Annotated in this window: 23 protein-coding genes; 4 read left to right on the top strand and 19 right to left on the bottom strand. The window is 37.4% G+C overall.

Annotated elements, in window-relative coordinates; all coding sequences use genetic code 11:
* Nucleotides 1–252 precede the first annotated feature (252 nt).
* Nucleotides 253–1,164: a hypothetical protein gene (locus C9J40_RS13675; protein ID WP_107247217.1), complete on the top strand. Its 912-nt coding sequence runs from the start codon at nt 253–255 to the stop codon at nt 1,162–1,164.
* A 739-nt stretch (nt 1,165–1,903) separates the two neighbouring features.
* On the opposite strand, the gene csrA is transcribed toward C9J40_RS13675, so the two are convergent.
* Together csrA and C9J40_RS22340 are read right to left on the bottom strand one after the other, a co-directional pair.
* Nucleotides 1,904–2,071, bottom strand: coding sequence for a carbon storage regulator CsrA (gene csrA / locus C9J40_RS13670; protein ID WP_107247216.1), 168 nt, complete (start codon nt 2,069–2,071; stop codon nt 1,904–1,906).
* A gap of 68 nt (nt 2,072–2,139) precedes the next feature.
* Nucleotides 2,140–2,274, bottom strand: a complete 135-nt coding sequence (locus tag C9J40_RS22340; RefSeq protein ID WP_255418995.1) for a hypothetical protein — start codon at nt 2,272–2,274, stop codon at nt 2,140–2,142.
* A gap of 71 nt (nt 2,275–2,345) precedes the next feature.
* Here C9J40_RS22340 and C9J40_RS13665 point away from each other — a divergent pair, with 71 nt between their 5' ends.
* Nucleotides 2,346–2,630 (top strand): hypothetical protein, encoded by a 285-nt coding sequence (locus tag C9J40_RS13665; RefSeq protein WP_146144962.1) that lies wholly within the window; start codon nt 2,346–2,348, stop codon nt 2,628–2,630.
* Between the two features lie 198 nt (nt 2,631–2,828).
* On the opposite strand, the gene pntB is transcribed toward C9J40_RS13665, so the two are convergent.
* The 4 genes from pntB to C9J40_RS13645 all read right to left on the bottom strand — a co-directional run bounded on the left by pntB (nt 2,829) and on the right by C9J40_RS13645 (nt 6,859).
* Nucleotides 2,829–4,205 carry a Re/Si-specific NAD(P)(+) transhydrogenase subunit beta gene (pntB, locus tag C9J40_RS13660; RefSeq protein ID WP_107247214.1) on the bottom strand — a complete coding sequence of 459 codons (1,377 nt, stop codon included), beginning with the start codon at nt 4,203–4,205 and terminating at the stop codon, nt 2,829–2,831.
* A 10-nt stretch (nt 4,206–4,215) separates the two neighbouring features.
* Nucleotides 4,216–5,769 (bottom strand): Re/Si-specific NAD(P)(+) transhydrogenase subunit alpha, encoded by a 1,554-nt coding sequence (gene pntA / locus C9J40_RS13655; protein ID WP_107247213.1) that lies wholly within the window; start codon nt 5,767–5,769, stop codon nt 4,216–4,218.
* Nucleotides 5,770–6,216: 447 nt separating this feature from the next.
* Nucleotides 6,217–6,498 carry an HlyU family transcriptional regulator gene (locus C9J40_RS13650; RefSeq protein WP_107207168.1) on the bottom strand — a complete coding sequence of 94 codons (282 nt, stop codon included), beginning with the start codon at nt 6,496–6,498 and terminating at the stop codon, nt 6,217–6,219.
* Between the two features lie 169 nt (nt 6,499–6,667).
* Nucleotides 6,668–6,859: a hypothetical protein gene (locus tag C9J40_RS13645; RefSeq protein WP_107207169.1), complete on the bottom strand. Its 192-nt coding sequence runs from the start codon at nt 6,857–6,859 to the stop codon at nt 6,668–6,670.
* Nucleotides 6,860–7,127: 268 nt separating this feature from the next.
* Between C9J40_RS13645 and C9J40_RS13640 the strand changes: the two genes are divergently transcribed.
* Nucleotides 7,128–8,075 carry a hypothetical protein gene (locus C9J40_RS13640; RefSeq protein WP_107247212.1) on the top strand — a complete coding sequence of 316 codons (948 nt, stop codon included), beginning with the start codon at nt 7,128–7,130 and terminating at the stop codon, nt 8,073–8,075.
* Nucleotides 8,076–8,130: 55 nt separating this feature from the next.
* On the opposite strand, the gene C9J40_RS13635 is transcribed toward C9J40_RS13640, so the two are convergent.
* Together C9J40_RS13635 and C9J40_RS13630 are read right to left on the bottom strand one after the other, a co-directional pair.
* Nucleotides 8,131–9,891: a bifunctional UDP-sugar hydrolase/5'-nucleotidase gene (locus C9J40_RS13635; RefSeq protein WP_107247211.1), complete on the bottom strand. Its 1,761-nt coding sequence runs from the start codon at nt 9,889–9,891 to the stop codon at nt 8,131–8,133.
* Nucleotides 9,892–10,098: 207 nt separating this feature from the next.
* Nucleotides 10,099–10,494 (bottom strand): VOC family protein, encoded by a 396-nt coding sequence (locus tag C9J40_RS13630; protein WP_107207172.1) that lies wholly within the window; start codon nt 10,492–10,494, stop codon nt 10,099–10,101.
* Nucleotides 10,495–10,637: 143 nt separating this feature from the next.
* Between C9J40_RS13630 and C9J40_RS13625 the strand changes: the two genes are divergently transcribed.
* Nucleotides 10,638–12,296, top strand: coding sequence for a DUF2813 domain-containing protein (locus C9J40_RS13625; protein WP_107207173.1), 1,659 nt, complete (start codon nt 10,638–10,640; stop codon nt 12,294–12,296).
* Nucleotides 12,297–12,392: 96 nt separating this feature from the next.
* Here the strand turns inward: C9J40_RS13625 and C9J40_RS13620 are convergent, their stop codons facing one another.
* The 11 genes from C9J40_RS13620 to C9J40_RS13570 all read right to left on the bottom strand — a co-directional run bounded on the left by C9J40_RS13620 (nt 12,393) and on the right by C9J40_RS13570 (nt 21,568).
* Nucleotides 12,393–12,695: a hypothetical protein gene (locus C9J40_RS13620; RefSeq protein WP_107247210.1), complete on the bottom strand. Its 303-nt coding sequence runs from the start codon at nt 12,693–12,695 to the stop codon at nt 12,393–12,395.
* Nucleotides 12,696–12,926: 231 nt separating this feature from the next.
* A complete protein-coding gene (locus C9J40_RS13615; RefSeq protein WP_107207175.1) occupies nt 12,927–13,451 on the bottom strand; it encodes a DUF3833 domain-containing protein in 525 nt (174 codons plus the stop codon).
* A 66-nt stretch (nt 13,452–13,517) separates the two neighbouring features.
* Nucleotides 13,518–14,078, bottom strand: coding sequence for a chalcone isomerase family protein (locus tag C9J40_RS13610; RefSeq protein WP_107247209.1), 561 nt, complete (start codon nt 14,076–14,078; stop codon nt 13,518–13,520).
* Nucleotides 14,079–14,633: a DUF2878 family protein gene (locus C9J40_RS13605; RefSeq protein WP_233219104.1), complete on the bottom strand. Its 555-nt coding sequence runs from the start codon at nt 14,631–14,633 to the stop codon at nt 14,079–14,081. It lies immediately after the preceding gene.
* Nucleotides 14,634–14,638: 5 nt separating this feature from the next.
* A complete protein-coding gene (locus tag C9J40_RS13600; RefSeq protein WP_107247207.1) occupies nt 14,639–15,880 on the bottom strand; it encodes a cyclopropane-fatty-acyl-phospholipid synthase family protein in 1,242 nt (413 codons plus the stop codon).
* Nucleotides 15,873–16,727, bottom strand: a complete 855-nt coding sequence (locus tag C9J40_RS13595) for a DUF1365 domain-containing protein (protein WP_107207179.1) — start codon at nt 16,725–16,727, stop codon at nt 15,873–15,875. Before C9J40_RS13595 ends, C9J40_RS13600 begins: the two co-directional genes overlap by 8 nt.
* 1 nt (nt 16,728) lies before the next feature.
* Nucleotides 16,729–18,072: an NAD(P)/FAD-dependent oxidoreductase gene (locus C9J40_RS13590; protein ID WP_107247206.1), complete on the bottom strand. Its 1,344-nt coding sequence runs from the start codon at nt 18,070–18,072 to the stop codon at nt 16,729–16,731.
* Complete coding sequence (locus tag C9J40_RS13585) at nt 18,072–18,800, bottom strand: SDR family NAD(P)-dependent oxidoreductase (protein ID WP_105062256.1); 729 nt, start codon at nt 18,798–18,800, stop codon at nt 18,072–18,074. Before C9J40_RS13585 ends, C9J40_RS13590 begins: the two co-directional genes overlap by 1 nt.
* On the bottom strand, nt 18,797–19,234 hold the full coding sequence (locus C9J40_RS13580; RefSeq protein ID WP_105062257.1) for a nuclear transport factor 2 family protein: 438 nt from the start codon (nt 19,232–19,234) through the stop codon (nt 18,797–18,799). Before C9J40_RS13580 ends, C9J40_RS13585 begins: the two co-directional genes overlap by 4 nt.
* 20 nt (nt 19,235–19,254) lie before the next feature.
* Nucleotides 19,255–20,724, bottom strand: a complete 1,470-nt coding sequence (gene phrB / locus C9J40_RS13575) for a deoxyribodipyrimidine photo-lyase (protein WP_107247205.1) — start codon at nt 20,722–20,724, stop codon at nt 19,255–19,257.
* A gap of 52 nt (nt 20,725–20,776) precedes the next feature.
* Entirely contained in the window at nt 20,777–21,568 is a 792-nt protein-coding gene (locus C9J40_RS13570; RefSeq protein WP_107247204.1) for a MerR family transcriptional regulator, read from the bottom strand.
* Nucleotides 21,569–21,696 lie beyond the last annotated feature (128 nt).

The following is a 21,696-nucleotide window of genomic DNA, read 5'->3' as shown; positions in this document are numbered from 1 at the left end:
TAAAACATAACTAAGACTTCCCTATTTACTATCAATTACAGAACAGTTCCTATGCTGCTCACAGTAATATTTCGCGACCTTTAATTTAGATATTCGCTCATTTTTTTACACATTAAGATTTATCCTAAAAACATTTTTAAAATCATCTCAAAATTGTGTGTTTTGAACGAATCAATAAACATTTTTAATGTTATATGTATAATTTAATTTTTTAACGTCAATGGATTTTTACAACTATAAAAGGTTATATCAGTGAGCTTACTTAGAGACATTCAAACTTCAGTCATTTCGGATTCCCCAAACTTAAGTTCTGTGTTGCTTAAGTTACGATTACTTGCTGCTCGATTAAACAGCGATCTATTGGGAGATTGGATTTCATATGAATTTTCTGGCTACCCAAAAGACGTGGATGTTCCTGATTATAGAAAGGTAGTTGTTTCATTTACTGGTACATTTAATGGTGGGTTTGGTAGTTCAATAACGAATGCAGCAATACCAACATATCTTATCGAAAAATTTGTAGGTAAAGGAGCTTCTACACGAATTGTAGATGATGGTATAGGTACAATTGATGATTTGGTTAAACATGCCGATAATACAGGTAATGGCATGATTAACATGGATTATTCCAACTATATTATGTATCTACAAGGCAAGGTCTACCCTGATTATGCTTGTAATAATATATCAGGTTCGTTTGCACGTACTTCATGTGTTCAGATCCAAAATGAAGTAAAAAGTCGTATTCTAAACTTCACGATTGAGCTAGAGAAAGCAATACCTTCAGCAGCAAGCATCACTATCGAACCTAAAGATAGTGATCGAGCAAATGATAGTGAAGTAAGCCGTATAGTATATAAAACGGTTTATAACATATCAGCTGGAAATAACGCTAAGATAGGTATTAACCATTTTCAAGGTAACCTCGATGCATTGACGAGCGAGATCAAAGAATTAGGTTTCTCTAGCGAAGATGCTGAAGAACTTGCAAAAATTGTCGAAAATGAAGAACCAACATCAAAAGAAGAACCGTTGGGTCAGAGAGCGAAATCATGGATGGCTGATAACTTAAAGAAAATAGGAGAAGGCTCAAGTAAAGTGGCTGTAGGCGTAGCCACAACTGTTATCACAGAAGCAATTAAAAAGTATTACGGACTGGGATAATAAAAAAGGGAACTCTTACTAGAGTTCCCTTTTTACTATCAAGTTCAAGAGCAGTTCCTATGCTGCCCTCAATAGTATTTATGCATCTGGATACCATAGATGTAGGAATTAAGTTTTGCGCCCCCAACAACAAGGACGCAAAACACACACAAAAAGGACGCAAAACATAATCTTTGCGTCCCAATTTGCGTCCTTGTAAAGTTGCAAACAATCACACAAGCCAAGTATTTACTGACATATATAGATATTATCAATAATCATTTCAGCTATATTATAAGATGAAATAATTTATTAATTTAAAAAGGACGCAAGACTAAAAATAGAAACTGGAGAGGTGCTTGCACCTCGACAAGCAAGGAGGAGGAACGACGACTTGCCGATGTGGTTAAAATAGATAATTTAGCTGTCTAGATCTTGAACACTATTTTTAATCAAAGCTTCAAGTGAAAAACTACTACGTAGTTTTGATTCTTTATAGTTCTATATTGAAAAGAGTTTACGTATAAATTGCTATTGAAGTAATAACTATTGTATCAATGTAGTAAACCTTTTCTTGAATTGTATAGATAGCAAGCAAGCTTGCAGTTTAACAAATTCAACGAACTTTATTATTATCCAAAAAGAAATAAGAGTATTATATAACTACTATTAACGCTTATAGACAATACTCTTCATACATACGAAATTATAACTATCATGCTTAAAGACAAAAAACCCAGTCATATCGACTGGGTTTTAATTATTCTTGTTTGTCAATTTTATGGTAAATCTCTTCTCGATGTACTGAAATATCCGTTGGTGCATCAACGCCTATACGCATTTGATTCCCTTTAACACTCAGTACAGTAACTGAGATTTCGTCACCGATTTTAATAGTTTCGCCAGCTCGACGTGTCAAAATAAGCATAGTACTTTCCTTGTATAATTTATCTAAGTAAAAACATTTCTTACTCATATGTATTTAGTTTTATTATTTTATGATCTGTTGTAGCTTACGTGGTTTTCTAGCTCTCGGTTTTTACCTCTTACCAGAATAACTTTTTCGGGATTTTTACCTATCTTTGGTGATTGTGGGTATATCGTTGGTCTTCCCACCACTACTCTACTCATTGCATACTCCTTGCTTAATTATTTATTTAAGGAACGTGAAAGGTTGTTTCCTTAAATACCTAAGTAAAGAAGTGGAATTAACCAGTTTTCAAGCTGCAAAACTGGGATTTTTAAAGGATATGAAAATGACAATTATTGCTGACCTCACACAATCAAATCTTGATCATGATCTTCAAGCTTTCAAGAATACTTATCAACGTTCACCAAAACACATACAAACTGTTTTAGAACAATCCCCCTATCTACTAGCAAACTCAGCTAGTAGACGCATGTATGAGCACCGTAGGAAGCGTATAAGAAATTCATTATTAACAGGAAGACCAATCAACAAAGGTCTAGAATGGCTTTTAAATTAAAAAACCACGAACCAGATAGGAACGTGGTTTTTTTGTTAGAGTGAAGAGTATTAGTTTACGGTGATTATTCTTGGTCAATCTCCCATGGGTGCAACTCTTCTACAGCTATCAAACTATACCAACATGCCCCAGAAACAAGAAAACCCACACTAGGTGGGTTTTATTATCAATTGCAGTGTGCAATACAACACAAATCCACTAAAGGTGCTCTAATATTTTAGAACAACTTGTTTTCGCATCGCCGAACAACATATGGCTATTATCTTTAAAGAATAATGGGTTTTGAACCCCAGCATAACCAGTACTCATTGAACGCTTAAACACAACCACTTCTTTGGCATTCCAGACTTCAAGTACAGGCATACCAGCGATTGGACTGTTAGGATCCTCCATCGCGGCAGGGTTAACAGTGTCGTTTGCACCAATAACAAGTACAACATCAGTTTGTGGGAAATCATCATTGATCTCATCCATTTCTAACACGATGTCATAAGGCACTTTTGCTTCAGCTAATAGCACGTTCATGTGTCCAGGTAGACGACCAGCAACAGGATGAATACCAAATCGAACATCAATGCCTTTTGCACGTAACTTATCTGTGATCTCGTGAACAGGATATTGCGCTTGAGCAACCGCCATGCCGTATCCTGGAGTAATGATAACTGAGCGTGCATCTTTTAGCATTTCAGCCACTTCTTCTGCTGAAGCTTCACGGTGTTCGCCGTATTCTTCATCAGAGCTTGCTGCTGTACCATCCGAACCAAAACCGCCAGCGATAACACTAATAAATGAACGGTTCATCGCCTTACACATAATGTAAGAAAGGATAGCACCAGAAGAGCCTACTAATGCACCTGTTACGATTAGAAGGTCGTTTGCTAACATGAAACCCGCCGCTGCTGCAGCCCAACCAGAATAAGAGTTAAGCATGGATACAACCACTGGCATATCAGCGCCACCAATTGAAGCAACAAGGTGGTAACCAAATACAAACGCAATAAGTGTTACTAAGATTAGCGCCGTTAATGAACCTTCTGACTGTACAAACCAAACTAGCAATAGTGCTGAAACAACAAGCGCTAACAGGTTTAATTTGTGACGGTGAGGAAGCATTAGTGCTGATGATGAAACTAATCCGCGTAACTTAGCAAATGCAACTAACGAACCGGTAAAAGTTACGGCACCGATAAATACGCCAAGGAAAATTTCAACCAAGTGAATGTTTAACATTACACCTGTAAGGTCACCGTGATCTAAGTAAGTATTAAAACCTACTAATACCGCAGCCATACCTACAAAGCTGTGTAACATAGCAACAAGCTCTGGCATCTCTGTCATTTCTACTTTTTTAGCATAGAAAATACCAATTGCACCACCAATGATCATCGCAAGGATAATCCAAACTGTGCCTTCAGTGTGAGGACCAAAGATAGTAGCAATCAGAGCGATTGCCATACCAGCAATACCAAAGTAATTACCGTTTCGTGCTGTTTCTTGCTTAGACAGTCCCGCTAAAGACATGATAAACAGTACGGCAGCAACAAGGTAAGCTGCTTGTACGATTCCTGCAGACATGTGTTACTCCTTATTTATCTTTACGGAACATTTCTAGCATTCTCTTGGTCACCGTAAAGCCACCAAAGATATTAATACTAGCGATGAGAACAGCAATAAACGCGAGGAAGGATACCACCCCATTTCCCTGCCCGATTTGGAGCAAAGCACCAACAATAATGATACCCGAGATAGCGTTAGTTACTGACATTAAAGGAGTATGTAAAGAGTGGGATACATTCCAAACCACGTAGTATCCAACGACACATGCAAGGACGAATACAGTGAAGTGCGTTAAAAACTCTGCTGGAGCATAATTAGCAATCCAAGCAAATAGCGCAATCCCCGCGCCCATTAAGCCAAATTTCTTAACCGGTGATGCAGGCTCTTCAACTTTAGGTTCAACTTTAGCCGCCGCTTTTGGCTGTTGAGCTGCCGCAGAAACTTTAATTGGTGGCGCAGGCCATGTTAGTTCACCCGCTTTAACAACCGTTAGACCGCGTAATACTTCATCATCAAAATTGATATCAATATTACCGTCTTTCTCTTTGCAAAGCAGTTTAAGTAAGTTAACAAGGTTTGTTCCGTAGAGCTGAGAAGACTGTGTTGGTAAGCGACCAACCATATCTGTATAGCCGATAACTTTTACACCATTTGGTGTCGTAACAACTTTATCTGCTTCAGTGTATGCACAGTTACCGCCATTCGCAGCAGCAAGATCGACAATAACACTGCCTGATTTCATTGAATCTACCATTTCTTTGGTGATCAATTTTGGTGCTGGGCGCCCAGGGATAAGTGCGGTAGTAATGATGATATCGACATCTTTCGCTTGCTCTGCGTATAAACGCTCAGCCGCTTTATTGAATTCATCAGACATTTCTTTAGCGTAGCCATCTCCCGTTGAAGTATCTTCTTTATAATCAACTTCTAGGAATTCAGCGCCCATTGATTCAACTTGTTCTTTAACTTCAGGACGAACATCAAAAGAACGAACAATCGCACCAAGGCTACCAGCAGCACCAATAGCGGCAAGACCTGCAACACCAGCACCAGCAACGAGGACCTTCGCTGCAGGCACTTTACCTGCAGCGGTAATTTGACCAGTAAAGAATCGACCAAACTCATGAGCGGCTTCAACAACAGCACGGTAACCTGCGATATTTGCCATTGAGCTTAAGGCATCAAGCGCCTGTGCACGTGAAATACGCGGTACAGAATCCATCGCCATAATATTAATATTTTTAGACGATAGTTTTTCTAATAATTCAGGATTTTGAGCAGGCCAAATAAAACTAACTAAGCTTGCACCCTCTTTGATGAGCTCAAATTCATCTACACCTGTTACAGGATTAACCTGCGGTGCATTGACTTTAAAAATAAGATCCGATTGCCATACTTCATCAGTTGAGACAACCGTTGCCCCTGCCGCTTCATAAGCAGCGTCATCAAAGCTTGCTAAACGTCCAGCTCCTTGTTCAACAACAACGCTGAACCCCATTTTCAATATCTGCTCGACCGTTTTAGGTGTTGCAGCTACTCGCGTCTCATGAGCGAGTACCTCTCTCGGTACACCAATCTGCATTATTATTCCCTGTACATTGGCTAAAACATAATCATTTTGTATCCAACCCAGCAAGCAACATCAAGCTTTTTGTAGTAAAAATACAAAAATCCCCATATCTACAAGTCAAAAACCCTAGTGACTGTCATTATACTACTGAAATTAAACTACATTTATATTTCTAGCATCCATAATAGTACATTTAAAAATAATGACTGAATCACACTTTCTATCTGCTTTTGACTCTAAAACGATAATTGTCAGCTATATACTCAATAAACAATATTTAACCTAATCAACTTATTGTTTTAAAAAACAACCAACTTTAAATATGCTTAACTGATAATTTTGTCATATGAATATTCACAATAGGATAATGATATAATGTAAAATTCATTTTTAATGTTTAAAAAGATACTTTTATACCATTACAATTGCAATGAAATTTGTTGAATATTACTACAGCTTTTATTTGAACATTTTATCGCCCATTTGTTTAATAAACATTTCTGCTTTTTTAATCATAAATGTTTCCGCATCATGACGAGAGCTGAGTAAATCTGAACGAATAAAGTGGTGTGTATTTAATTCTCCGTCGATCTCTTTACAAATTCTTCCAGCGATTCTAAATTGCCCTCCTTCTTGCTTCGGCTCAGGATAAATTAAGTAACCATTATAAAGAGTTGGCTCAACTTCCTGAGTGGTAACCTCTGATTTTTTAGAACCAAATAGCTTTGAAAAAAAGCCCATTTTTATACTCCTACGACTAAATCATTTAATAATATTTTTATTTTTAGCAATGAATATTTTACTTTAACTAAAGCCAAATAGTACCCACTATTTTTAGGCGGTTATAGCGGAATTTTAAGCAAAAAAAAGCCGGCAATCATGCCGACTTTAAAAATCTCAATACAAAATGTTATCGATAGATGCCAATATCTTTCTGTAAATGAACTGGGATATCTTCAATACTGTAAGCGACTGACTTTTTTGATCGGTTAAATACAATATCAAATAGGTGTGCAATCAATCCTTTGATCGTTACTTCGTAACTTTTTTTATCCTGAAGATGTAACGTTGTAGCTGCGTCCACATCAAATGTATGTGCCATGATTGCCCCTGAAAAAGGTATTAAATTCAATAAACACGAGTAGTTTATCGTCTGTTTACATAACCTATAAATGACAATATTTCTTTCATAGCATTAGTTTTTCTTATGTGTTAACACTTGATTACTAACGATTATTACCCTAAAGCACAAAAGACTATTAAGAACGATTACATTACTAAATGTTTAGTTTTTTGTTTCAAATAGAATCTTTTTTTGTATTTAAACAAAAACAATGATAACAATAAGTTAACAAAAGGATTTTTAACTTATGCTTTTTTTTCTTAATAAATATTCTGCTATTTTATTGATGTTTGCAGGTATCGTCGGTTTTAGCTTTCCAAGTATTAGTCGTATTGTCTTCCCTGCTTTACCGTATATCTTGTTTTTCCTGATGCTTTTTACTTTATTAGGAATTAAACAAGAGTTACTTATCCGCAAGTTGTTATCTAAAAGTGTTTGGTCTTATGCGCTTTTCCATAGCCTAGGGCTCACTTTATTCGCCGCTGTATTGCTATATATCTTTAACATTTCAACGCCACTATTTATCGCTATAACGGCGGTAACGGCGACAGGTACATTATTTGCGACCCCTGCCATAGCGAAAACCTTAGGCTTTGATGTATTGCATGCGATGGCATTAACGATTGCCTCAACATTAATGATGCCAATCATATTATTTTTTAACCTTACGTTACTTCAAAGTGACACAGTAACTTTGGATTTTATCCAATATATACAACGACTAACGATATTCATTATTGGACCAATGGCTATTTCTGCGCTTTGCTACAAAATGATAAACCCAACACTATTACAGAAAATTCATCACAGAATATCTAAGTTAACCGTTCTGCTAATTTTTACTTTTCCACTTGGACTTGTCGCTCCTTTGAGGGAAATGTTTGAACGTTCATTACACGAAGGGATGAGCTATTTACTGCTAGGCTGTTTACTTTGCGGATTATTTTTCGGTATCACTTACTTAACCTATTATAAGAAAAATCAACAAGCCAAAACGCTGTATGCCATTACTGCAACTAATCGTAATGTATTACTTACCTACACCATAGCAAGCAGTTATTTAGGATTTGAATATTTAGCACTGATGGCAGCGATTCAAATTCCGACTTATACATTACCTGTTCTTCTTAAACTCATCGCCAAGACTAAGTTTGAAAACCAAGATTCATTTGTCGATAAAAAGAAAGCCGACTAACGGTAAATTGTTAGTCGGCTTAAGCTTTGTTTCTATCGATGAGTTTACCTAGTATTTAGGCGACATCTTGATTACCAGTACAGGGAATATAAACCGTATTATTATCTACTGGTACATCAAAGTATTTTTTCTGTTTTGCATAAGCTTCAAAAGCATCAGCCATTGTAACGTTAAGCGGCATAGGCTCTTTAACGTAATCTAATAATGGCGCATAGCCTTCTTTACCTGTTGCGGTATAGCCCGATGAAACGGAACTATAAACTTTATCATCTTCAACAGGTATCCACTTACCGTCTTGTAAATGCTCTAATAACTCAATGCGTGTACCTTTCACAGCACAACAACGATAGGTGTAACGAAGATCTGCTACATAGGGAAAACTTCCATCACCAGTCCCATCTACACCGTTACTAATCGCATTATCAATCGCTCCTTCAAGCGCTTGACGAATACGTTTACCTTTAACGCTATAAATCATAATACCAATAGCAAAAGGTAGTAATTTCCCTGCGATATCTGCTGGTGTAATAATACCTGGATTTAATGAGCACCTAACGCCACCAGCGTTATGAATACCAAAATCGACGTTATGACCTAGCTCACGGGCTTTCCAGACGAAACTTTCAACCACCCAAGGAGCAATTTGACTTGGACCTCGTTGATCAGGAATACGAATATGACGAAGCGGCTCATTAATAACAGCAATTTCTTCAGTTTGCAGTGCACGTACCGCAGGGCGATAGTGCTCATTGAGTATATTTTCAATGATAGGATCTTTCACTACAAAACGAATGTTATCTTGCTGGCTTAAAAAATGACGAACGATTTCATGATCATCACTTTCTAAATGCTCGGTGCGGCTTGCATCTACCGTAAATTGACGACCTAATAATAGTTGATTAGCACCAAACGCCTGCTCAATTGTTCCGTCTTCAGCAAACTCTAATGTTATATGTCCTACCGCCAATGCATTACAACCCGCTTGTACAACACAGGTATTATTAACAGTGTGTGCGTATTGATCAGTTTTACCGTAACCAACGTTGGTGAAATCACCTTGCATGGTGTGAGTATGGCCACCAATAATGACGCCTATTCCATCAACAGCTTGAGCAAGCTCAATATCGTGGTCATAGCCTAGATGGCTTAACACAACAATCTTATTGATACCCTGCTTATGTAGATACTGAACAGTATTACGCGCAACCGTCTCGACATTCATAAAGTGAGTATCGGGATCTGGGTTCGCAATGCCGGCCATATTTTCGATCGCTACACCAAAAATCGCAACAGGCTCACCATGCACATCTTTTACAATATATTTAGCGGTTGCAGTGCTATTGTCATAACCGTAAACATTGGCTTTATCTCGCAGCGGATTAGACTTGGTTTGAACTTCTTGTGACAGATCCCAATTACCAGCCAGTAACGGGAAATGCGTATGATCAAGAAAATCAGCGACACAGTCGTTACCCATATCAAGTTCATGATTTCCCAATGCCATCGCTTCAATACCAATCGCATTTAGTAGTACAGCATTAGCCATACCTTTATATAATGAGAAATATAACGTGCCTTGGAAACAATCACCTGCGTGTAAAAACATGAATTCACGTTGATTCAAATAGGCTTCAGCTTTTAATTCACTTACTGCCGATGAAATACGAGAAAAACCACCACAACTGGCATAAACCGAGGATTCAGTATCTAAAACGTGTTCAGGTAAATTCAGTGATATAGATGATGGTTCAAAATTTGAATGCGTATCATTGATATGAGCAAATGTAATCTTTGCTTTTTTATTATTCTTTGTCATAAAAAATTACGTCTCTCCCTGAAGGACTCATATGAATGAGAGATATGTTTAGTTTAAGTCACCTATTTAGCCTAAACGATTTCACTATAAGACAAAATAACTGTGATAAATATCAATATAGCATGATTCATGATGATCATTTAATGAATAGTAAGACTAATTGCTATTTATCATCTTACTATCCATTAAATCATCTTTGCTAAAATGTTACTGATAACGAGCATGGCGTTGTAAAAACTCAATTTTGTAACCATCCGGATCTTGTACAAAGAAAAACTTCGCTAATAACGTCCCCTCACGGAAAAACTCTTTAATCTCTAAAGGCGCATAACCACAATCCGTTAATTTTGCATGTTCAGCTTCTAAATCATCCACAGCGACAGCAATATGACCATAACCCGTACCATGGGTATACGGTTCTTCCGTTCCCTCATTCCAAGTCAGCTCAAGCTCCATATCATTTTCATTGTTGCGTAAGTAAACCAGACTAAACCCTTCAAAATCTAAACGCTCAGCAATCTCTAAATCTAATGCTTCTTTGTAAAACTTTAATGAAGCGTCAAGATCTAACACACGGATCATTGAGTGAATTATCTTAGCCATCTAACTCTTCCTTCTATTATTATTTGTTTGAAATCATATAACTATTTAAAGCATATCATGCTATGAATATGTGATCAGTTCTTGCGAGTCAACGATTGATTTACTATATCGTATACAGGAATAAACGAGGTTTGTAGAGTTTTATGCATTTAGAAAGAATTGAAATATCCGGTTTCCGTGGTATTAAGCGTTTATCCTTGTCTTTTAAAGAGTTAACCGTCCTAATTGGTGAAAATGCGTGGGGTAAATCCTCTTTGCTCGATGCGCTTTGTTTAGCATTGTCTCCAGATGCTGAGTTTTACGAGTTTAACTTTTCCGATTTCCATATCGATCATGCGTTAGGTAATGAGCGAGCGACAGAAATTCAGATTGTTTTACATTGGAATGAAGATTATAAAGGTGAACATAATGCCCGTCGCTACCGTGGGTTTCAGCCTTTTCTCTCAGAAAAAGACGGTATAAAGCATTTTTATTATCAAATTCACAGCCATATTGAAAACGATAAGATCATTACTAATAGACAATTTTTACATTCAACTGGTCATGGCATTTCACATCCTGATACGGATAAGTTGATTCGACAGCTAATGGTGCTTCACCCTATTGTTCGTATTCGTGATTCGAGACGTCTTCACGAAGAACGTCATGACGGTAATAATGAGCAGCCATTAACGCAAACGCCGCAAGAGCTTCGCGTACAAAAACGTTTAGATAATACCTGTCGACGGTTAATGACACAGCCCGGTCACGTCAGTACAGCAGAAATTAAAAGTAGTATTACTACGTTACGATCGTTAGTTGATCACTACTTTGCCTTTGCGCCCCACCAGCGTAGTAAAGCATTATCGCCACACTACTCTTCATTACAACAAACCAATACACATGGTTTATATGCAAATCCGTTTGATCAATTGATTCAGCCCCACATGACAAAGCAAGCGCGTTTATTGTTAATGGGGTTATTGAATGAATATATTCGTGCAAGGGGTCCTGTCGAGTTAAAACGCATTTCACGACCTATTATGATCTTAGAGGATCCAGAAGGTCGTTTGCATCCGATCATGCTCCATCAAGCATGGGCGTTTATTCAAAATATGCCGATGCAAAAGATCTTAACGACCAACAGCCCTGAGCTTTTAACTTCTGCGCCGTTAACCGCGATCAAGAAGTTGATACGTCAGCCATATAAAACGGAAGTATATGGTGTAGATAATGGGGAGTTGAGTAAAGATGATACCCGTAAAGTCACTTTTCACGTACGCATGCATCGCCCGAGTGCTTTCTTTGCAAGAGTATGGCTGTTAGTTGAAGGGGAAACGGAAGTATGGTTATTTAATGAAATGGCACACCTAAATGGTTATAACCTTGCCGCAGAAGGGATTCAAATTATTGAGTTTGCGCAAAGTGGATTAAAGCCATTGATCAAGTTGGCAAAGATACTCGGTATTGAATGGCATTTAGTGGCTGATGGTGATCTAGCGGGTAAGAAATATGCAGAGAAAGTCCGTAATATGCTTGGCGATGATCCCGAGCGTGAACGCTTGACAGTATTGCCAGCAAAAGACATTGAACATTTCTTATATAAAAATGGCTATGAACCTTTGTTTCGTGACTTAGCGAATATCACTGATACTAAAATACCAATGCGTAAGATCATTCATAAGGTACTAAGAAAAACAGCGAAACCCGATATGGCATTGGCAATCGTTAAATATACTCGCGATGAGAAAGATAACCGCACACCTTTGCTTATCCGTTGGGTATTAAAACGTATCGTTGCAATGTCGCGTGGTTTTGGCTGATAACCAGCATCGAGTTTAGTTAAATCAAAGCCTGTTTAGATGTAGGCTTTTAATCTTTTGATTAAAGATGTGCTAGAAGAGAACGATCTCTCGTATTTAATGGTTACCGTTTTCTTCTTTCTTTTTCTTTATCACATTTTGATATCGAATTTCAGCAAATATCCATCCAAAGTAATTTACTATTAAGCCCATGACAGACCAAAACAGTGCGTATTTTGCTGTATTCGGTAAAAACACATCCCATTTAGATTGATTAGAAAAAAGTAACGTTTGTAAAAACAAACCAATTATTAAGAAAAAAACATAAATTGCTGTTTGAGAAAGAACATAATGCAACTGCCCTTTTTCACGCCGTATGCTCCAACGTTTGAACCATTTTTCATTCCATTTTTTAAGCATTATTATTTTCCTAAATCCGTTATTTGATTATGTCTTTTAAATTACTATTTATAATTCATGATTTATAAACTCATTGACTAAAAATTAGAAACAAAGCTCACTATAATAGTAACCGTATAACATAGTATCTTTATCACGTGATAATTCGATCAAAAAAGCCAGTCAATCAAACTGGCTTATTATTGCGTAATAAATAGATAGAGAAAATATGGTATTACATATTTAAATTAATCATCTTTTTTGGAAAAACAACGTCACTTTACCTACTTCAAAGCCAAATTTGGTCATGGTTGCAACATTGAACATGTGCTTTTCATCTTGGCGATACATCCAGTCATTAAATGTAATATTATAAACTGTATCATCTACGGGAATCGCTAAGGTATATTGCCATTGCAATGCATTACCGACCTCAACTCCTTGTGCTTCACCAATAACATCACCCGCCGTTCCGGTATATCGTCCATCTGCTTGTTTTTTTATCGTCCAAATACGCTGTTGGGTTTCACCATCATCAAATACAAAGTCTTCGACAAGGGTTAATGTATCCTTTTTTACTGTACCTACTATATCAACCGTAAATCGGCGTGTTTGTTTACCTTTATAATCTTGCAGCATTCCCCATGCCGTTGTTTTACCAGCAAAGTAACCAAATAAATCAAACTTGGGTTGTGAAGATTTATAATCAGAAATAGACGCTGTACACCCTGTTAAAAGCAACATTAATGCTAATAATATTGAGGTTATTTTTTTCATGCCATGACCTTATTCCATAGTCTCACTTTGAATGATTAACATGCAGAGTAAGAGAATTTATGCTCGCTATTTTCCAATTAACTGCTGACGTAATTCCGGATACGATGTCTTTGGTGATAACCAAATAGCAATAAAGCTTTGTGATAGCGATGGTGATAAGACTTTCCCTAGTGGTTTACTTTGTTGATAAAACTGCCCTTCACCATTACGGAGAACGAAAGTTAATCTATCTCCCTTTTTAACGTCTGGCCATATGGTTGATAACGTTTTTAGCCACGGTGTTATCTGTTGGCTGCTATAACCTAAATGTTGCCATTGTTCTTCAGTCGCATCCAACAAGGCATCTTTATCGATATTACGTAGATAAAGAATAATTAAAGCTAAATCATCTTGCGTCCCCTTATATCGTCCTGTTGGCGTTTTTAGCTCTGAGTGATAAATATCCCATATTCCCCACTCAAGTGTTGCTTCACCCACTATTTTCCACTGATACCATGGGTATTTATCACTAAGGGTCTGTAACTGTAGAGTAGCGTTATTTTGAATCGCTTTATTGCTATAATCCGCTTCTGCTTTAGCAACATTAGAGCATATCAATAAACCCAAAAAGATAACGAGTGTTCGCATTTATTGCTCCTGTGCGGTCGGATTATTTGGATCTTTATGTAAAATACGCAGTAACCATAAAAGATACGCCGATAGAGCCAACCAGATCACTATTAGCACAAAGAATGTATCTAATGTTTCTAGCTGCCAAATTACCGCACCTAATTTCATTCCAGACCAATAACTCAATGCACCGCCAAAACTGCCAGCCACCAGCAACCAATGTGTAGCAAAGCTACTAATTGATGTGCGTAGAACCCAAACAAAAGTTGTGAAACCCAACCAAAGCAATATCAGCCAAAGTGGTATTAACCCAATACTCTCCACATTAAAGAAAAGTGGCGTTCGATTCGGTATTGGAAAATCAAACACCTGCCAATGTCTGAGCATTGAATCAATCACTATGCCGGGTATCGATGCTAATACAGAGAAACGCCACGCCTTAGATTCCATAAACCATGTAGCTATTAGTATGAAAACCAAGATATAAGTAAAACGATATTGCCCCCACACAGCGAGTAACCAATAGAAGTTAAACACCATGCCAGCCAATAACACTTTTAGTTTGTTTGCCAATGGTTTTACTCTCTCCATTGCGGGCGACTTGCGACAAATTGAATAGTACTAATGGTGCGCTCTAAGAACCCCCCCTCGCAATAAGCAAAGTAAAAACGCCACATCCTCATAAATCTTTCGTCGTAGCCATATTTTTCTAATGCTACGGCATTCTCATTAAACTGCTGATGCCAATCCTCAAGCGTTTTCGCATAATCTAAGCCAATATCTTTGATATCTCGCATCACGAAATCACTGTGCTGTGTTAGATTTTCAAGCAATACGGTAATTGAAGGTAAGAAACCGCCAGGGAATATGTGTTTTTGAATAAAATCAACGCCGCGGCTGTAACTATCATAACGTTGATCGGCAATTGTGATTGCTTGAATCGCCATTAAGCCAGTTGGTTTTAATAATGACTGACACTTTTCAATATAGGTTTTAAGGTATTGCTTACCGACTGCTTCTATCATTTCAACCGATACTAACTTATCGTATTGCCCCGTTAAATCGCGGTAGTCGTCCATAAGTAAGGTGATACGATTAGATAGACCTTCTTTTTCAACTCGCTCTTTTGCCCATAAATATTGTTGCTCAGAGATCGTAGTAGTGGTAACACGGCAGCCGTAGTATTTCGCTGCATGAATCGCCATACCGCCCCATCCAGTACCAATTTCTAGTAAATGATCGTCTTCAGTCAATTTTAATTTCTGACACAAACGATCCATCTTATTCCATTGTGCTTGATCCAACGTGTCATTTTTATTGAGGTAAATAGCCGAAGAATAAAGCATATTAGGATCAAGAAAGTGACGATAAAGATCGTTACCAAGATCGTAATGTGCTGATATGTTTTTGCGCGCATTCTTAATCGTATTTTTACGCAGCAAGTGCCCAATCTGTTCGGAGATTCGACTCATCCACCCCACTTTTGCTTCAAGCTTATCTAACGTTGTCAGGTTCTTAGCCAAAACCCGTACTACATTGGTTAAGTTTGGTGAATCCCACCAGCCTTCCATATACGCTTCACCTGCACCAATACTGCCATCCGTCAGTAAGCGTTTATAAAAAAGCGGGTTATGGACATTAATACTCGCTTGTAGCGGTGCTTGTTTGTCACCAAAGAAGACGGTGCCTTCCGTTGAATCAGATACACTTAAGCCCGCATTAGAAAGGTGTTTTAATACTTTAAATAAAATATGCCGAGATGCATGATCAGAGGCTGATACATTAACTGATGATGATTGTTGTACGTCGCTTCTAAGCATTGTCATTCCCTCGTTTAATCTTGTGTTTATTTACTTTTTCATACGGTGTGTTATTTGGGTGATCATAAATTGGTACGCCTTTAATAAATAATTTAAGCGCTTGCCAATAAATACCTATAACAACCTTTATTGTCATAATCGGTGTAAGCAGTAATTGCTTGATAAGTATTGCAGATGTGAAGTTTTGCTTACGCATCTGCATGGTGGCATCAAATACTTTTTGATGGCTATTTTTCGAATCACCCGAATACCTGCTCGGAGAGATGCAATCTTTGTATCGACTCACAGCCAAGTTAACCAGCAAATTGCTATCAGGCTCTGTTAATCGCCAATGATACTGTTGATGTATAGGGTTAAAAGGTGAAACATGAAACGCCTTATCATGACTATATTCACGCCCCTGCCAATATTGCGGGGCCGGTATCGCATAGTAATGACGTTCGTTCCAAGGTGTATTACTGACTTCAGCTAACATATATTGCCATTGACCTTCATCATCATGGAGGTAATACAAATTAAGTGGGCTGAAATACAATCCGCAATAACGTAAGTGACATAGCATAGTGACATTGCCATCAATCATTTTACCTGTTAGCGCATAGACCTTATCTTTTACAGCTTGTGCTAAATCAGGATCACCTTTTACGTAATCATCACGTCGAAATCGAGCGAAATTAAACAGTGATAATCCAAAGCCTTTTACTTGTTTATCCAACTGATCTAATTCATTTAAGTGGATATGGGGCATAAACATAGAATATGTGAATCTATGATCCACTGGTGTAAAGCGTCGATGCCTAACCCATCCCTGAAAAATGCCGCTTTTAAGCTGATTATCTTTCCCCATACTAATAACTTCGTATGACACAGTTATATGATGGTTCATTAGAAACATTCAGAGATTTCGCTGTTACCATTTCATCTTCTGATTGCGTCAATGATTGCATTTTTATTGCTTCGACAACGTCTAACGCGCTACGTACCCCGTCTTCATGAAAACCGTTATACCAATACGCACCACAGAACCATGTTTGATTTTGTCCATTTATTAAATGACGTTTCTGCTGAGCCGCAATACTTTGAGTATTGAAAACAGGATGAGAATAAACAAATTTGCGCAGTATTTTGTCTTTATCTATCGATTCAGTTTGGTTAAGGGTTACACAAAATGTTTCAGGAGCTAGAATGCCTTGAAGTATATTCATGTTATAAGTCAGTGACGCTAAGTTACGTTCTCGAGCATCACGAGATTTAGGTAACGAATAATTCCAAGATGCCCATGCAGCCTGACGTTTTGGTAATAACGAAGTATCGGTATGAAGAACCACTTCGTTTTCTTGATAATGAATATCTGATAACACGTAGTTTTCTTCTGATGTTGCATCAGACAGCATTTTTAACGCTTGATCACTATGACAAGCGAAAATCACTTGATCAAATTCTTCTTGCTTAGTATTAACCGTAACAATTACCTTGCCTTTACTACGCTTCACCGAAGAGACAGGGCTATTTAGTTGAATACAATCTCCGATATAAGACATCATTTTTCTAACATATTCACGAGAACCACCCGGTATTACACGCCACTGTGGACGATTAGTTATGTCTAACAAACCATGGTTTAAGAAAAAACGCAGAAAGAAAGCTAAGGGAAAACGTCTCATATCAGATAACGTTGAAGACCAAATAGCAGCCCCCATCGGTAAGATATAATTTTCAGCAAAGTAATCACTAAACTGATGCTGAGTTAAAAAATCACCTAGCGTTTGATTCATTAACTCACTATCACCTACAACCTTTTTAGCAAGCTTATTAAACTGGGTGATCTCATACAAAAAGCGATAAAAAGCCGGGTTCAATAAATTACGTTTCTGGGCAAACAGTGATGAAATAGTATGCCCATTATATTCAAGCCCCGTACGCTCATTGTGAACACTAAAGCTCATTTCGCTTGGCTTACCTGTTATTTCAAGTTGTTCAAGCAAATTTTCAAAGTTTGGATAAGTACGATCATTAAAAACAATAAACCCAGTATCGATGGCATAATCACCACTATCTACAGTGACATCTACCGTTGCAGTATGCCCACCGACATAACTGTTTGCCTCGTAAACAGTAACTTCGTGTTCTTGATGTAAATACCAAGCGGACGTCAAGCCTGAAATACCGGAACCTATAATGGCTATTTTCATTATGATTTCCCCGTCATTCGTTTAATTACTGCCAATCGAAATGTAATTGGCAAAAGCGCAATAGTTTTAAGAAACAGTGTAAAGGTGGCAGGAAAACTAATTTCTTTTTTTCCTGCAGCAATACCTGATCTTATTTTTTTTGAAGCATGTTCGGGTGACACTAACATTGGCATCGTAAAATCGTTTTTATCTGTTAATGGCGTTTTTACAAAACCAGGATTCACTAACGTAATTTTCATATTCAAATAAGCGAGATCAACAGCAAGTGCTTGAGTGATATAACTCATTGCAGCCTTAGAAGCGCCATAGGCTTCTGCACGTGGTAAAGCAACGAAACTGGCAGAAGAACTGATAATGACTAAATGCGTTTTTTCATTAAATCGCGCTTGTAAGGCTTCTATGCAATGGAGAACTCCGTAAACATTGACATCAAAAACGCGTTTAACTAATGCTGTATCAATTTTTCCTTCATCAATGTATTCACACGTGCCGGCATTTAAAATAATTAACTCTGGTAGAGTCTCTAAGGATGTAAGCGCTGATAGTGTGCTTTCAAAATCTGTTACATCGAAACGTAATGTTTTTATCGCTTGATGTTCTTCTTCTAATTCATTTAAACGCTGCGCATTTTGACCGCAAGCAATAACACGCCACCCGTCATCTGCATAATCACATGCAAGCTGTTTGCCAATCCCTGAACTAGCACCTGTGATCAATACCTGATTCATTGCCCTAACCTTGATTTAATGTGTCGAATAATGCGTCCAAACATGGGTAGACCTTCATAAATCATTTCCCCCATATCGAAATAATCACGATGATAAATCACTTTATCTTGTTCAAATTTCAGCTGAGTACAGCCTTCTAAACTACGTTCTTTGCCATTTTGTAATCGAGGATGTGAAAAGTGCATTGTCCATTGAACAAACGCTTCATGATCATCTTCTACATAGCTATTAATAATAAATCGACAGCTATTTATATTTTGATAAAGGTTAAAAAAGTAAGCTTCTAAAGCACTAAAACCTTCAATTTTATGTGCAGGATCTTCAAAAATAACTAAATGATGATAAACGTCAGACAGTTGAGAGAGGTTGTCCTTTCCTAGTTGTCCATACACATTAAAAAACTTAATTAATGCAGGGTTTATCACTGCGTCCATTATTTATTCCTCCACCAGTGTTATTGATGAATATCCATATAAGCCTTTGCTTGTTTAAAAGACTCAATTGCGACTAGACGGGCTTCCTTATGATCGACAATTGGCAATGGATAATTCAGTGATTCTGCACTCGCCCATTGATGCGGCGTGTGTATGTATTTATCCGGAACATGTTCTAATTCCTTAACCCATGTACGGATGAAATCACCTTTTGGATCAAATCGTTGCCCTTGTAGTGTTGGATTAAATACTCTGAAATAAGGTTGTGCATCGGTACCTGTTGATGCGGCCCATTGCCAACCTCCGTTATTGGAAGCGAAATCACCATCAATGAGGTGCTGCATAAACCACTGCTCACCGACACGCCAATCACATAACAAGTCTTTCGTTAGAAAACTTGCAGTGATCATACGTAAACGATTATGCATCCAACCTGTTGCACGTAATTGCCTCATAGCGGCATCGACAATAGGAAACCCCGTTTTTCCTTCTTGCCATGCTTTAAGTAATGTTGCGTCATCTTTCCATTTGACAAACTGAGTAAACTTTTGAAATGGCTGATGTTGGCTTAATTCAGGGTAGCGATGAAGTAAATGACCATAAAACTCACGCCAAACAATCTCGTTCAACCATGTAAAAGCGCCATCATCCTTATTAATTTCTAATGCATTTGGAAAGTGCTGCAATAGCTGATGCAGACACTGCCTAGTTGAAAGCGCCCCAATAGCAAGATATGGGGATAAACAACTAGTGCCATCAATCGCGGGAAAATCTCTGTTTTGGTGATATGATTCGGCTTTAGTTTCACAAAACGTTTCTAATCTTTGTGCAATAGTTTCTTCATCTACTGGCCATAACACACTATCGATAATCGGATAGTTGAAAGCTTTGATTTGATGACAGGCAGACAATAACTTAATCACCACGTCACTAGTTACAGTGTCACCCTTATTTGTTACAGGGTAACTAGGTGATAATAAGAAACGCTTGATCCATGCATTTCTAAATGGGGTGAAAACTTTGAATAATTCCCCATCACGGGTCAAAACCATTTCAGGCTGCAAAATATAATTATCATCAAAAATACTGAATTTTATACTATTTTTTGCAAGCAATTCCCCTACAGCTATATCACGTTTATGCTCATTAATTGGATATTGTTTATTCGCAAAAACATGCACAGCATTATAATCAAAACAAACTTGCTCAATAACTTTAACCGATTCTGAGAAGTCATTAACTTCAATAACTTGCAAAGGAATATTTTGTTTAGCCAACTGTTGCTTTAATACTTGTAACCGACGATGAACAAAGTCTACTTGAACTGCCGCCATATTATGTTGGTGCCACTGCATAGGCGTTGCAATAAAGAGTGCGATAATAGGAAGTCCACTATCGATTGCATGATTTAATGCTGTATTATCAACAACACGTAAATCTGAACGAAACCAAATAATAACGTGCTGCTCTTTTACTGTTTTATTTGTCATCATCACTCCTATTAGCTTATTAAAATAATAATGCTGGTGGATCTTTTTACTTCTACTGCTTGTGGATCATTTTTATGCTTCCAATGAAAGAAACTTGAACATTGCTTTCTTTTTCTATTATTTCAATATCAGCTAACTGCTTATTATCAAGTTTGTTTTCTCCAACGATATAGACGTGGTTAATGTCATGCTCTGTTATAAATGCTGACAATCCTGTTACTTTTCCTAATAAATCAGATAAAACAATCGCGTAATAACCTTCATACGCTAATTTTAAGGCCTGTTGCCACACAAAGTGATTATCTGAAGATGAAAAACTTAACACGAGACTTGGGGGATTTTTATCTGAATTAACTTTCGCTAATACAGGAATAAAACATTGAGTAAGTGCTGAGTTCCACACACTTTTTTGTAATGTTTTTAATGGATTATCACTGCGTGTTATATGTTGCTCAATTGGCTTTAAAAATTGCTCTTCTAAAACATTAAATGGATAAAGTTTTAATGCTTCACGTACGCGTTTTTCTATTTGTTGTGCTTTACCCTGCTCAATTAAACAGATGGTTTCGTCAACCATTTCTATTTTTTCAACATTTAATTCATGATGTTCAGCAGTACCTTCTAATAAAGGTTTAACCTTACCAATTGATACTCCTTTGGCTAACCAAGTTAAAATTTCATGAATTTTAGCAATATCGCTATCGGTATAAAGACGGTGACCTTTAGGTGTTCGTTGAGGAACTAATAAACCATATCTGCGTTGCCAAGCACGTAAGGTTACAGAGTTAACACCCGTAGCTTCAGATACTTCACTAATTGAATACAACTTAATTTCAACGTTCAAATTATTACCTTCATTCGTAATTTCATAATTAGTTTAAGAACATAACAATACAAACTTGTACAACTGCTCTTTCATGTATAACTATAGTGTTAAACCTCCAACTTGTACAATGATTTAACCTTGTACAA

The organism is Photobacterium sp. GB-72, assembly GCF_003026095.1.
Lineage (GTDB): Bacteria > Pseudomonadota > Gammaproteobacteria > Enterobacterales > Vibrionaceae > Photobacterium.
Note: the sequence above shows the minus strand (reverse complement) of the source record. Positions and strands in the feature narration are given on the sequence as shown.